11 protein-coding genes are annotated in these 14,220 nt (G+C 46.4%); 7 read left to right on the forward strand and 4 right to left on the reverse strand.

Annotated elements, in window-relative coordinates:
* Window positions 1-2 precede the first annotated feature (2 nt).
* The 6 genes from ACZ45G_RS08300 to ACZ45G_RS08325 all read left to right on the forward strand — a co-directional run bounded on the left by ACZ45G_RS08300 (window position 3) and on the right by ACZ45G_RS08325 (window position 9,172).
* Entirely contained in the window at window positions 3-506 is a 504-nt protein-coding gene (locus ACZ45G_RS08300) for a phosphatidylglycerophosphatase A family protein (RefSeq protein ID WP_464176901.1), read from the forward strand.
* Between the two features lie 10 nt (window positions 507-516).
* Window positions 517-1,545 (forward strand): recombinase RecA, encoded by a 1,029-nt coding sequence (recA, locus tag ACZ45G_RS08305; protein ID WP_464176903.1) that lies wholly within the window; start codon window positions 517-519, stop codon window positions 1,543-1,545.
* Between the two features lie 117 nt (window positions 1,546-1,662).
* Complete coding sequence (gene alaS / locus ACZ45G_RS08310) at window positions 1,663-4,284, forward strand: alanine--tRNA ligase (protein ID WP_464176905.1); 2,622 nt, start codon at window positions 1,663-1,665, stop codon at window positions 4,282-4,284.
* Complete coding sequence (locus tag ACZ45G_RS08315) at window positions 4,281-5,315, forward strand: ABC transporter permease subunit (RefSeq protein ID WP_464176907.1); 1,035 nt, start codon at window positions 4,281-4,283, stop codon at window positions 5,313-5,315. The genes alaS and ACZ45G_RS08315 overlap by 4 nt, the downstream gene beginning before the upstream one ends.
* 38 nt (window positions 5,316-5,353) lie before the next feature.
* A complete protein-coding gene (locus ACZ45G_RS08320; RefSeq protein ID WP_464176909.1) occupies window positions 5,354-6,400 on the forward strand; it encodes an ABC transporter permease in 1,047 nt (348 codons plus the stop codon).
* 21 nt (window positions 6,401-6,421) lie between these two features.
* Complete coding sequence (locus ACZ45G_RS08325) at window positions 6,422-9,172, forward strand: cache domain-containing protein (protein WP_464176911.1); 2,751 nt, start codon at window positions 6,422-6,424, stop codon at window positions 9,170-9,172.
* 58 nt (window positions 9,173-9,230) lie between these two features.
* On the opposite strand, the gene ACZ45G_RS08330 is transcribed toward ACZ45G_RS08325, so the two are convergent.
* The 3 genes from ACZ45G_RS08330 to ACZ45G_RS08340 all read right to left on the reverse strand — a co-directional run bounded on the left by ACZ45G_RS08330 (window position 9,231) and on the right by ACZ45G_RS08340 (window position 11,634).
* Entirely contained in the window at window positions 9,231-10,211 is a 981-nt protein-coding gene (locus tag ACZ45G_RS08330; protein ID WP_464176913.1) for a gluconeogenesis factor YvcK family protein, read from the reverse strand.
* Window positions 10,212-10,401: 190 nt separating this feature from the next.
* Window positions 10,402-11,055: a hypothetical protein gene (locus ACZ45G_RS08335; RefSeq protein ID WP_464176915.1), complete on the reverse strand. Its 654-nt coding sequence runs from the start codon at window positions 11,053-11,055 to the stop codon at window positions 10,402-10,404.
* Window positions 11,056-11,094: 39 nt separating this feature from the next.
* Complete coding sequence (locus tag ACZ45G_RS08340) at window positions 11,095-11,634, reverse strand: gamma carbonic anhydrase family protein (protein WP_464176917.1); 540 nt, start codon at window positions 11,632-11,634, stop codon at window positions 11,095-11,097.
* 372 nt (window positions 11,635-12,006) lie between these two features.
* Here ACZ45G_RS08340 and ACZ45G_RS08345 point away from each other — a divergent pair, with 372 nt between their 5' ends.
* The gene (locus ACZ45G_RS08345) at window positions 12,007-13,578 is read left to right on the forward strand and encodes an SDR family NAD(P)-dependent oxidoreductase (RefSeq protein WP_464179901.1); all 1,572 of its coding nucleotides are present in this window, start codon (window positions 12,007-12,009) and stop codon (window positions 13,576-13,578) included.
* A 65-nt stretch (window positions 13,579-13,643) separates the two neighbouring features.
* Here the strand turns inward: ACZ45G_RS08345 and ACZ45G_RS08350 are convergent, their stop codons facing one another.
* Window positions 13,644-14,144 carry a MarR family winged helix-turn-helix transcriptional regulator gene (locus ACZ45G_RS08350; RefSeq protein WP_464176919.1) on the reverse strand — a complete coding sequence of 167 codons (501 nt, stop codon included), beginning with the start codon at window positions 14,142-14,144 and terminating at the stop codon, window positions 13,644-13,646.
* Window positions 14,145-14,220: the final 76 nt, after the last annotated feature.

A 14,220-nucleotide genomic window follows, 5' to 3' on the forward strand; every position in this document is an offset into this window, starting at 1 on the left:
AAATGAATACGGATACAAACCAGGTGAAACAAAATAGCAAGATGATTATTTTTGATCGATTGATACTGATGGTGGCGCAAGGATTCGGCCTGGGCCGCATACCTGTGGCGCCGGGTACCTTTGGCACCCTGGCAGCCATTCCTTTGATCTGGCTGATGGCGTGGTCGGATCCGGGGCTGATGGCCTTTTTTCTGGTCGGCCTGATCCTTTTGGCTGTTTATGTGGCGGACCGGGCTGAAACCCTCTTGGGGGCGAAGGACCCCGGCAGTATTGTGATTGATGAAATAGCGGGCTTTTGCGTCACCATGACCTTGGTGCCGGTGGGATGGGCAAGTATCGTGCTGGGGTTTGTCGCTTTTAGATGTTTTGATATTTTTAAACCGGTCCCTGTGAAATATTTTGAAAATAAATTTTCAGGGGGAGCCGGTATTGTTTTGGATGACATAATGGCAGGGGTGCTGGCAGCACTTGTGCTTAAATTTTTATATATAGCGGGTTTGTTTTAGGAGAAAAGGGATGGAAAAAAATTTAGACAAGGAAAAAGCTGTTCAGACAGTCATGAGTCAGATTGAACGTCAGTTTGGCAAGGGATCCATCATGAAGCTGGGTGGCAGGGAAGTCGAAGCCGTACCGGTTATCCGTACGGGCTCCCTGGCCCTGGACAAGGCATTGGGTGTGGGGGGATATCCCCGGGGAAGGGTCATTGAAATCTATGGACCGGAATCTTCGGGAAAAACAACCCTGGCCCTCCATGCAGTGGCAGAAGCTCAGAAAACGGGAGGTATTGCTGCCTTTATTGATGCCGAGCATGCCCTGGATGTTGCCTATGCCAAACGGTTGGGCGTGGATTGCGATGAGCTGTTAATCTCCCAGCCCGATACCGGTGAACAGGCCCTTGAGATTGTTGACATGCTGGTTAGAAGCGGTGGAATCGATATCATGGTCGTGGATTCGGTGGCAGCGCTTGTGCCCCGGTCTGAAATTGAAGGGGAAATGGGGGATTCTCACATGGGCCTCCAGGCGCGCCTCATGTCCCAGGCATTGCGAAAACTTACCGGCACCATTGGAAAAACCAATACCACCCTTATTTTTATCAACCAGATCCGCATGAAGATCGGTGTTGTTTACGGAAATCCCGAGACCACCACCGGTGGTAATGCTTTAAAATTTTATGCCTCCATGCGTCTTGAGATTCGAAAGGCGGCGGCCATTAAAGAGGGCCAGGATATTATGGGGAACAGGACCAAGGTCAAGGTGGTGAAGAACAAGTTGGCGCCCCCCTTTAAAAGTGTGGAGTTTGATCTCATGTACGGGGAGGGAATCTCCCGGACCGGCGATTTGCTGGACATGGGGGCCGAACTTGATATCGTTGACAAGAGCGGTTCCTGGTATTCCTTTGAAGGGGAACGCATTGGTCAGGGCAGGGAAAATGTAAAGGTCTTTTTAATTGATAATCCCGATATATTTGGAAAAATAGAAGTACGGGTTCGAGAGGCATTGGGAATTTCAGATGCACTTCCCAACAAGGCAAATACCAAAAAATAAGGACCTGCCCATAGATGGGTCAGGCCCCTGAGTAAAAAACCAGAAGTAAAAACCAGAAAAAAAAATAGAAGCAAAGATCAGGCGCAAAGATCGGGAGCGAAAACCAGGAGCGAAACTATGACAGGTAATGAAGCCAGGAAACTCTTTTTAGAATACTTTAAAAAACACAACCACCAGCAGGTTCGGTCCTCCTCCCTTGTGCCCCAGGACGACCCGACGCTTTTGTTTGTCAATGCGGGCATGGTCCAGTTCAAACGGGTCTTTACCGGGGATGAGAAACGCGAGTATGACAGGGCGGTCACCTCCCAGAAATGTGTTCGGGCCGGCGGCAAGCACAATGACCTGGAAAATGTCGGGTACACGGCCCGGCACCATACCTTTTTTGAAATGCTGGGCAATTTTTCCTTTGGGGATTATTTTAAGGACCAGGCCATTGAAATGGCCTGGGATTTGTTGACCAATGGATATGGATTTGACAAGGAAAAGCTTTATGTATCGGTCTACCTGGATGACGATGAAGCCTATGACATCTGGCGGGACAAGATCGGGGTTCCTGAAAATAGGATTTCCCGGATGGGGGAAGCTGATAATTTCTGGTCCATGGGGGATACCGGTCCCTGCGGGCCTTGCAGCGAGATCCACATTGACAGGGGCGAGGCCTTTGGCTGTGGCGCTGAAAATTGCGCTGTGGGCTGCGACTGCGACCGGTGGCTGGAGTTGTGGAACCTGGTTTTCATGCAGTTTGAGCGCTCGGAAGACGGCACCATGACGCCCCTGCCCAAGCCCAGCATCGATACGGGCCTGGGACTTGAGCGGGTCATTTCTGTGCTCCAGGATGTTCCCACCAATTATGATACCGACCTTTTTATGCCCATCATGGAAAGGGTGGGACAATTGTCCGGCAGGAAGCGAAATGAATCTCGTCTGGTGGAAGTGGCCATGAAGGTGATTGCCGATCATTCCCGTGCAACGGCTTTTTTGATCTGTGATGGTGTGCTGCCTGCCAACGAAGGCCGGGGCTATGTGCTGCGTCGCATCATGCGCCGGGCCATTCGTTACGGCAGAAGCATCGGTCTTGTGAAACCCTTTCTCCATGAGACAGTTCAGACGGTGTTCCAGATCATGGACGAGGCTTATCCCGAACTCAAAGAGTCTGCTGCCTTTATCCTCAATGTGGTGAAAAACGAGGAGGAAAAGTTTTTGGAAACCCTGGGGACGGGGATGAAATTACTGGAGGCCACCATTGAGGACACCCGGAAACAAGGGCAGTCCACCATTCCCGGAGCGGTTATCTTTAAGCTTTATGATACCTTTGGGTTTCCTGTGGACATCATCTCAGACCATGTTAAAGAGATGGAGATTGAGCTGGACATGGAGGGGTTTGATATTGCCATGGCCGAGCAAAAGAAAAGATCCAGATCCAAGAAAAAATTTGCCGGGGTGGGGGAAGCCTATAAGCCCTTGACTTCCAACGGGGTTAAAACCTTTTTTGCTGGGTATGATGCCCTGGAGGTGGAATCCTATGTTTTGATCCTGGTGCGCGATGACAAGGAACTAGCGACAGCGGTCAAGGGAGACAAGATCGAGGTGGTCACTGCCCAGACTGTATTCTATGCGGAATCCGGCGGTCAGAGCGGTGATGCCGGAACCTTTGAAAACGAAAATTGTGTCATCGAGATTTTTGATACAGTGTCTGATCCTTCCGGGCTTTTTATCCACAAGGGCAAAGTGGTCTCCGGCCAGTGCGCCAAGGGGGATGTGTTTACCCTGAAGGTGGATGCAAAAAAGCGGCGGGCAACGGCGGTGAACCATTCGGCCACCCATATCCTCCACTCCGCCCTGAGAAAGGTTTTGGGGGATCATGTCAAGCAATCCGGGTCTTTGGTGACCGATACCCGGCTGCGGTTTGACTTTACCCACTTTTCCGCCATTACGCCTGAAGAGCTTGCAGCCGTTGAAAATGAGGTGAATTGGAAAATCCGGGAAAATCACGGGATCACAACTAAAGAAATGGACATGGATGAGGCGGTTCGTGCCGGTGCCACTGCCCTGTTTGAAGAAAAATACGGGGATGTGGTGAGGGTGGTTTCCCAGGGAGATTTCTCCCAGGAACTTTGCGGGGGAACCCATACCCAGTTTACCGGAGATATCGGGTTGTTCAGAATTTTGTCCGAAGGCGGCATCGCCTCGGGGGTGCGAAGGATTGAAGCTGCCACAGGCCAGAGGGCCCTGGATCGGGTCCATGTTGACCAACAAGCCATTGAAGCGGTTGCCACTCTTGTCAAGGGCAGCCGTGAGGATGTGGTGATCCGTGTGGATGCTTTGCTGCAGGAGAAAAAATCCCTTGAAAAAGAGTTGATTTCCATCAAAGCCAAACTGGCCGCCAAGTCCGTTAAAAATATCGATGAGGATATTCGGGAAATTAACGGGGTGAAAGTTTTGGCCAAACGGGTGGAGATTGAAAATCCTTCCCAGCTTCGGGACCTGGCAGACAAGTTCAAGACAAAGCTTGGTTCCGGTGTTTTGCTGTTGGGGGCACAGTCCAATGGCAAGGCATTGCTCATTTCTGTTGTGACCGATGATTTAACCAAACAGTTCAAGGCCGGTGATATTGTCAAGGCGGCAGCCAAGATTGTGGGCGGCGGCGGCGGAGGGCGGCCGGATATGGCCCAGGCCGGCGGTACAAAGCCTGAATTTCTTGATGCGGCCCTTGAATCGGTTTATCAGACCGTTTCATGATCGCCTATTTTATCAGGCGGCTGTTGTTGGTGATACCGACCTTTATCGGTATCACCATCATGGTCTTTACCATTACCCGGTTTGTGCCGGGGGGCCCCATTGAACGTATTATTGCCGAAACAAGGGCCATGCAGATGGGGCAGGCGGGGGACGGTTCCTCAACCAAGGCAAATCCCGGGTCTGGCCAGCCCCTTTCCGAAGATCAGATCCAGAAATTAAAAGAATATTATGGATTTGACAAGCCGATTCTCCAAAGTTATCTCGCCTGGCTGGGAAAAGTGCTCCAGGGGGATCTGGGCCGGTCCACCCGGTACCAGGACCCGGTGTGGGATATGATTTTAGAACGTATCCCCATTTCCCTTTATTTTGGAATCTTGAGTTTGATTCTCATTTACGGGGTTTGTATCCCCCTGGGGGTTGCCAAAGCGGTTCGCCACAGGTCCGGGTTTGATAATTTTACCTCCGCTGTTATTTTTACGGGGTATGCCATCCCCGGGTGGGTGGCAGGGGTCTTTATGCTGGTCTTGTTTTCTTCCCGGTTTGATGTGTTTCCCCTTGGGGGGCTGACCTCTGATTTTTTTGATGAAATGAATTTTGCTGAACAATTCATGGACATTGCCTGGCATACCCTTCTTCCCTTGTTTTCATACATGATCGGTTCTTTTACCGTCATGACCCTGCTCATGAAAAACACCCTCATGGACAATTTGTCCGCCGATTATGTGAGAACAGCCATTGCCAAGGGGCTTTCCTTTAAAAAGGCGGTTTTCCGCCATGCCCTGAGAAACAGTCTGATCCCCATTGCCACAAGCTTTGGGAACAATATTTCCATCCTTCTCATGGGGTCCTTTCTCATTGAAAAGGTATTTAATATCAATGGTATGGGACTTTTGGGATACGAGTCCATCGTGGATCGGGATTATCCGGTTGTCATGGGAATCCTGGTGATATCCTCTTTGTTGTTCATGGTGGGGAATATCTTGTCTGATCTGTGCGTGGCCGTTGTGGATCCCCGGGTCCGGTTTAAATAATTATGTTTTGTACACTTAAATTTAGGTAAGGCAGCACCATGATATCCTTAAATCCTTCTACCCTCCAGAAAATGAAACGCTTCCGTTCCATATCCCGGGGGTTTTGGTCCTTTGTCATCATCATGGCTATGATTTTTATCTCCTTTTTTGGTGAAGTCTTTATCAATTCCCGGGCGCTTTTTGTCCATTATGGGGATAAATTTTATTTTCCCACCTATGGGCAAATGATTCCAGGATCCACCTTTGGTCTGGAATACGGGTATGAAACCAATTATAGAGAATTAAAAATAAAATTAAGCAAGGATCCGGGATCCGGGTTTGTCCTCATGCCCATTGTTCCCTACAACCCTTACGAAAACGATCTTCGGTTCAATGAATACCCTCCCTTTCCCCCCTCCTTTTCAGACCGGCATTTCCTGGGCACGGACAATGTGGGCCGGGATATTCTGGCACGCCTTGTCTTCGGGTTTCGCACCGCCATTATTTTTTCCTGTGTCCTCTTGCTGCTCAACTACACCATCGGCATCACCATTGGCTGTTCCATGGGGTACTTCGGAGGGAAATTTGACCTGTTTTTCCAGCGGGTCATTGAGGTCTGGAGCAATGTCCCGTTTCTATACGTTATTATTATCATTTCGTCCATTATAGTGCCCAATTTCATGATTCTGATTTTGATCATGGCGTTTTTCGGCTGGATCGGCATTACCTGGGTCATGCGCACGATGACCTATCGGGAAAAGGAAAAGGAATATGTCCTGGCTGTCCGCTCCCTGGGCGCCTCCCATTTTAGAATCATCTTCCGGCACATTATCCCCAATACCATTTCCGTTATTGTCACCTATGCCCCCTTTGCCATATCCGGGGGCATCGTTTCCCTGACCTCTCTGGATTACCTGGGATTCGGCCTCCCAGCTCCCACGCCTTCCTGGGGGGAACTATTGTCCCAGGGCTGGCAGAACATGGAAGCCTGGTGGATCGCAGCCTCGGTTGTCGGTGCCCTGGTTCTCACCCTTATGACCGTTACCTTTACAGGGGAAGGGATCAGGGAAGCTTTTGATCCCAAGAAGCATACCATTTACGAATAGATCTTGAATTTGCAAAAAAAAATGATATTAACCAATAAAAGCAAACTCGTGTTAAAAATTATTAGAATAACGATTCCCATATGGATTACCTTTATCTTGTTTGTGTTAAGTATCGTGTTCGTGTTTGTGCCCTCCTTAAAACAAAACCTGCTGGCCCAGAAAAAAGAAACGATTCAAGAGTTAACGGATATCACCCACAGCCTTCTTTTAGAATACCAGCAAAGAATTCTATCAGGAGAGCTGACACGTTCAGACGCCCAGCAAAGAGCGATCAGGCGAATTGAAAATTTTCGGTATGGCCCGGAAAATAAAGATTATTTTTGGATAAACGATATGCATCCAAGGATGATAATGCACCCCTACTTTCCAAACCTTGAGGGACAGGATATATCTAATTTTACCGATCCGGCAGGGAAAAAATTATTCGTAGAATTTGTAAATATGGTTCAGGCAGAAGGCGCAGGCTATGTCGATTACCTGTGGCAATGGAAAGACGACCCCAAAAAAATAGTTCAAAAAATTTCCTATGTAAAAGGGTTTGAACCCTGGGGGTGGGTTATCGGTACGGGAATATACACTGAAGATGTTGACCATGAAATTCAATTGATAATGCGTAATCTTAGTATAACATCCCTTTTTATTTTAATGATCGCCCTGGGTCTTTCCCTCTACCTGACACGCCAGGCCATAAGAATAGAAAAGGAACGGAAACGATCAGAAGAAAAATTGATAAAAAGTGAAAAAATACATCGTAAATTTATCGATAATTCACCCATGGGCATGTATACGACTAATTTAAAAGGAGAGTTTACCTACCTGAATAAAAAACTTGAAGAGATCACAGGATATAAAAAAGAGGCTTGGATCAATAAATCATATCATCCGGTTGTTCATCCCGAGGATTTGATCATTATTGAAAATAAAATAAGACTCCGGCTTCAAGGGAAAGGCAGCACAGACCCCTATGAGGTGAGGATGTTTAATTTCAAAGGTGAAATACAGTGGATAAAAATTCATTCCCAGTCATTTTTTGAAGAGGCGAATGGATTAAAAAAACTGGTAGGCATGCAATCCTTTGTTGAAGATATCAGTAAAATCAAACACGCTGAGGCGATTAACAAAACTCTCTTTTCAATTTCAAATGCCGTAAATGTAACCTCAAGCCTGACCGACCTATATGAACAGATTCATATTTTATTGGGCGAGATTATTGATGTCACTAATTTTTTTATCGTAATCGTCAATGCCAAAGAACAAACCCTTCACTTTCCATATTATGTAGATACAGTGGATACAGATTTTTCTTCGATTACTTATGATGCAAGTGATTCATTGAGCGGCTTGGTGGTTTCCCAGCGAAGGCCTATCTTGTTAAATGAGAAGGAACTCGAGGCGAGATCATCAAAAAACGGAGTTTGGGGGCCCATTCCCTTGATTTGGATGGGCGTCCCCTTAATCGTCAAGGAGAAGGTGATAGGGGTGATCGCAGTACAGAGCTATACAGACCCCCACCGGTATAATGAGCAGGATTTACAGATTTTAGTGTCGGTTTCTGATCAGGTTGCCATTGCCATTGATCGAAAGGCCTCTGAAACCGCATTGCGTGAGAGTGAGAAAAAATATAAACACCTTTTCAATCATTCACCAGCGGGAATGTATGAAATTGATTTTATAAAGAGTCGGTTTCTTAATGTAAATAAGACCATGTGTGAATATTCCGGTTATTGTGAAGATGAATTTTTGACACTGACGCCTTTTGACCTTTTGACAGAGGAAAGCAAATCTCTTTTTCTTGCAAGGCTTGAAAAATTTGGAAGGGACGAAGGGGAATCCGACAATATCGAATACACCATTCGTAAAAAAGATGGCCAGGAGTTGTGTGTCATTTTAAACAATGATCTTATTTATGACAAGGGAATACTGACGGGTTCCAGAGTGGTTGTCCACGATATTACCGAGCGCAAGAAAATTGAGGGCATGATGATCCAGACTGAAAAAATGATATCCGTCGGGGGACTTGCTGCTGGAATGGCCCACGAGATAAATAATCCATTGGCGGGTATGATGCAAAATGCCCAGGTGATTCATAATCGGCTTTCAGGCGATTTCCCTGCCAATGAGGCCGCTGCAAAAGAGGTCGGCACCTCAATGGCGGTCATAAAAAGTTTCATGGAAAAAAGAGGAATATTAAAACAGCTTGAAAATATCAACCAAGCTGGCGGGAATGCGGCAAAAATTGTCAAGAATATGTTAAGTTTTGTAAGGAAAACTGATTCCATTAAAACTCAACATTATTTAAACGAGTTAATCGAAGCGTCCCTGGATCTTGCTCAAAATGATTACAACCTTAAGAAAAAATATGATTTTAAACAAATTAAAATAATCAGAGAATTCAGCCCGGTTCCGAAGGTTTTATGTGAAGCAAGTAAAATTCAGCAGGTGTTATTTAATTTGTTGAAAAATGCATCGGAATCCATGGGGGCTGAAAAATCCCAAGAGAAAACGCCTAGGTTAATCCTTCGCCTTTATGCAAAACAAAAATCGGCTTATATTGAAATAGAGGACAATGGTCCTGGAATGGACATTCTTACACGCAAACGGATTTTTGAACCGTTTTTTACAACAAAACGTGTGGATCAAGGCACTGGCCTTGGCCTTTCGGTCTCTTATTTTATTATAGTGGATGATCATGGCGGAGAGATAGGCGTTGAATCAAAGGTGGGAAAAGGGACAAAGTTTATCATAAAACTGCCCATACAATCGATTTTTTAAAGGGGCTATATCCTCTGGGTTACATGGAACCCATCTTTAAATGAGGCCTCATCATCTTTTAATCTGGGTGTATTATTCGTTGAATAATAGCGGCTATTTTTTTGGGGTCATGCCTGGCAATCATTGTATTGGAATCCAAAACATCGCTCAATAGTAATCCACGATTCGCCCAAAATGGATCTATTGGGTCTATTTGAACAAAATTGGATTTTTGCTCGGCATAGATATCCAACACCCTTTGGGCAGGTTTTGTGCTGTTCCCGATAAGGCCGTCAAACTGTCGTCCAAGACAATCTTCTAAATTGTTGATAAAATCTATTCCTGAAAAATTATGGGTTTCCCCAAATTTTGTCATAATATTAATGGTGAAATAAATTTTTGCGCAGGTGGTTTTAAGGGCTTCTTTAACTCCGGGAACGATAAGGTTTGGAATAATGCTGGTAAACAAATCCCCCGGTCCGATAAAAATATAATCGGCATCTCGAATGGCATCTAAAACGGGTGGGTATACAGAGATTGAAGAATGGTGGTGCGGCACAAGGAACACCTCTTTTATTTGTTCACGCTGGGTTCCCCTTGGTAAATCAATTGCCTCTTCTCCGTATATTCTTGTTCCGTCCGTCAATTCGGCCACCAAAGTTGCCCGGTCGATGGTAACCGGAAGGATCGTGCCGTCTACATCCAGTATTTCAGCAAGGGCGGCAACGCCTGTGGGAAAATTTCCCGTATATCTTGAAAGCATTGTTAAAAGCATGTTCCCTGCGCTGTGGCCTGCCAGACGACGATCTTTTTTAAAGCGTTTCAGAAGGATAGAGCGGCAGGTCTGCTGATAAGGGGAAAGGGCCAATATGCATTTTAGGATATCCCCCGGCGGCAGGATCCCAAGTTCATCTCTTAGTCGGCCCGTACTGCCGCCTGAATCTGCCATTGAAACGATTGCCGTTATCTGTATGTCCTCAAGTTCCCTTAACCCGGACAACAGGACAAATTGTCCGCTCCCTCCACCGATTGTCACTAATTTTTTTTCTTTGGTTTCCATGGACCGCCTTTTTTTAAATTTCATCTTGACGCATCAATTCTTAAAAAGCCTATACCAGACAAAAAAGGGAATGTAAAAAATCTTAGTTTGAAAATTTTACATTTTCCTAGAGGAGAGTTCAACATTAACCCTCGATCGGTTTTATTTTTACCGGGGGATCACGTTACAATCCATTGGAATGGTTTGGGAATTAATAATTCCATTTAAAGACACCCAGCCCCAGGATATTCATGAGAATGGGGATAAGATAGATGATCCCAATGGTGATCAGTTTGGCTTTTGTGGTTTTTCTTGTGATCACAAAGATGGCGGCGCAGAAAAAATGAAAATAACCGATGAGAAAAATCAGCCAGACACCCCCAAATGACCTTCCCCAGAAGGGATATTCCCATACCAGGTGGCCGCCCAGATTTAGAAAACATTCAATAAAGACACTAAAGGCTGAGTAGCCGATGGCCCAGAACCACATGTCCGGGATCCCCAGGATTTTGGCCGTTCTGTCTTCGTTCAGGGAATGGTAGTAGACAATCCCCAGGATGGAAAACATGAACATGATTTCAATGTTCCAGCCGACCAGTGTTCGAAGCGCCGTGTCCCCGGGGGTGGTCCAGAAGGCGGACCGGCCGGAAAGAACCATGACCCAGGAGTTCCAGGTCTCATTGAAAAAATCCACTCCAAAGATGGTAAGCCCAGCAAAGACCGCATTCCAGTTTTGGGTCTGGCGGGCTTCCTTAATTTCCCGGGTATAAATATAAAAGGTGATGGACAGCAGGGGGATGACATACCATTTGAGCATGGAAAAGTCTCTGAGGCCGTCCAGAGCAAGAAGGGTTGCATCGGTCATGGGGAATCTCCTTAAGTGGGATAGGTTTAAAATGGGTTTTTATCTTTTTATTTCATAAAATACCTGGGGCGATCCAAAGCTTTTGGCGTTATCCATGTAACTTTTAGACATGGTTTCTATATCCTGTTCAATTTTTTCTCGATTCTCATATGTTTTTTTAACCTTCCCCGGGGAACCCACCACAAGTGAATAGGGGGGGATAATTGTTTTTTCCAACACAACAGCGCCCGCAGCGATTATGGACCCACGTCCGATCACTGCCTGGTTCATAACGATGGCCCCCATCCCGATGAGACAATCGTCGGCAATTGTACAGCCATGGAGAATACTTCTATGGCCAATGGTAACCCCGTTTCCAATTTTTAATGGTATATTTTCATCGGCATGACAGGTGCAAAGATCCTGGATATTGGTTCGTTCACCAACTTTGATGCTCGCCAAATCACCCCGAAGAACCGATTGAAACCAGACAGAGGTGTTTTTGCCAATAACCACATTTCCAATGATTTGGGCTGTTGGTGCGATATAAACACTCGGGTGGAGTTGGGGGTCATAGTTTTTATATGAATAGAGGGTCATGGGGTCTCCTTGCAGTGGTCTTAATGTTAATCATTTTTGAGTTATAGGGGTGAAATTAATTTATTTCCAGTGATATTTTTTTTGATACTCATATCAAGTTAATAAAAGAAAGAAACCGGGTCGTTTGAAACAGGAGAAAACAGAGGTTTGAGAGAGTTCCTGACATCGGGAATGGTAAGTTTTATTGACAAAAGAGTTAAAAATCTATAATAATTTCATTCTTTTAAAATATTGGCTCCTATTTTTATTCAATAGGGGCAACCAGATTTTTTACCGGAACTTGAAGGATATAAATTTAAAGTGAGCCCCATCGGCACGGACCCCAACAGCCCAGACGAAAAATCGGGCAAACAATCGGACAAACAACCAGATATGATCACAGACATAAACAATTCTGAGCCCCCTATTGGGCAGAAAGAACAGATTCTGACAGCCCTGGGGGAGTGTATCCCCCTTCTGGAAACCCTGGCAGATCAGTCCGAGCTTTTGGCCCTTTTGCCCGAATCCCAGCGCATCTCTTTGATAGTGGCCGCAGGAAAAATATCCCGGCCCGACAAACGAGAGATTAAAAAGCGGAATAAAGACAAAAAAGCCCAGAAACGCAACGCCATAGTTGAAAAAGAGCGACGTCTTCGGGCTGGCACCGGGATTCGCCGGGCCCGTGAGGATGCCGTTTTTACCGCCCCCCAACAGATTTGCGGTCCAGAACCTGTGATGGAAGAAAATCCTAAGACCCTGGAAACGCCCCGGAACTGTTATGTGTGCAAGGCCGAGTTTAAAGTCCTCCATCATTTTTATGATACCATGTGCCCGGAATGTGCAGCGTTTAATTATCAGAAACGTTTCCAGACGGCTTCTTTAAAAGGGCAGGTGGCATTGATAACCGGTTCCCGGCTCAAGATCGGCTACCAGGCCACTGTGATGATGCTAAGAGCTGGGGCAAAGGTGATTGCCACCACTCGGTTTCCCAAGGATTCGGCGCTGCGGTTTTCCCGTGAACCTGATTTTTCCGATTGGGGCACAAGGCTCCAGGTTTACGGGCTGGATCTTCGCCATACGCCCAGCGTGGAATTGTTTTGCGATTATATTGCAAATACCTACCAGCGGCTGGATATTCTGATCAACAATGCTGCCCAGACCGTCCGGCGGCCTCCGGGGTTTTATGCCCATCTTATGGATATTGAAGCAAAGGATGTGGGTCAATTGCCAGCAGATGCCCAGGCGTTGCTGGGAGAGCACCAGGCCTGTATTTCCCAATTGGAATATGGGGAAATAGCCAATCTGGGCGCTGAAAAGGCCCTGCCCGTGACCTGGAATGGTACGGCTCCGGGGGTGGGGTTGCGCATGTCTGCTCAATTGTCCCAAGTTCCTTACTCCTATGACCATTCACTGGATGTGCCTGCTGTTTTCCCGGCGGAAAAACTGGATGCCGACCTCCAGCAGGTGGACCTGCGCAAGACCAATTCCTGGCGGCTACGTCTGGGGGATATCCAGACCTCGGAAATGATGGAAATTCAGCTGGTCAATGCCGTGGCCCCCTTTGTTCTGTGCAATCGGCTGGCAGATTTAATGAAGCAGGACTATACCGGGCAAAAACACATGGTCAATGTTTCTGCCATGGAAGGAAAATTTTTGCGGTTTAAAAAAGGCAGCCGTCATCCCCATACCAATATGGCCAAGGCCGCCCTGAATATGCTCACCCATACTGCTGCCTCGGATCTGGCCAAATACGGAATTTTTATGAATGCCGTGGACACGGGGTGGGTCACCGATGAGGACCCTGCTATCCTGGCAAGGCTCAAAGAGGACCGCCATGATTTCCAGCCCCCTTTGGATATTGTGGATGGGGCAGCCAGGATATGTGATCCTTTTTTTCACGGTATTTTGACGGGGAAACACTGGTGCGGTAAATTTTTAAAGGACTATTTTCCCATCGACTGGTAGGATCCAGCCCCTGGCTTCCAAGGCCTGGAAGCCAAGGGACCCTGTCTTTGGGAAAAGATGCTACCTCACGAGGATTTTTGAAGGTCAATGAGAGGGCCGGTTACCAACATCGGCGACGCTTCAATTTCTTCTGCAGACATCAAGCTGACCACCCTTTCAAATGAGCTTAGGATCATGAGTTGTTCCCAGTCTTTAATTTTGGAAAATCGTTGGGTGAATGTTTTTTGTAAGAGGGGGGGGAGTTCTTTGATGATTTCTTTCCCGGCTTCTGAAAGAGAAAGACTTACCGCCCGCTTATCATCTTCTCGTTTTCTGCGCAGGAGATACCCTTTTTTTTCAAGGCGCTTGGTAATGTCTGTGACGGTTGCCTGGCTGAGACTTGTGATTTTTGACAAGGGCGTAACCGAGATTTTATCCTGTTTTGAAATTTCTTGAAGCACAATAAGCTGGGGCCCTGTTAATCCAAAGGACTTATTGAGCATTCTGGAATGAATATCAATTGCCTGTATGATTTTTCTCAGAGCGATTAATAACTCTCTGCATCGTTGTTCGTCTAATCGGTTCATTCCCTGTAGTTCCTGTTTTAAAAATATAGCATTGGCGTTTTTGTAAATGATCTTACTCTATTTTTACAAATGGATC

This window comes from Desulfoconvexum algidum (genome assembly GCF_055382125.1).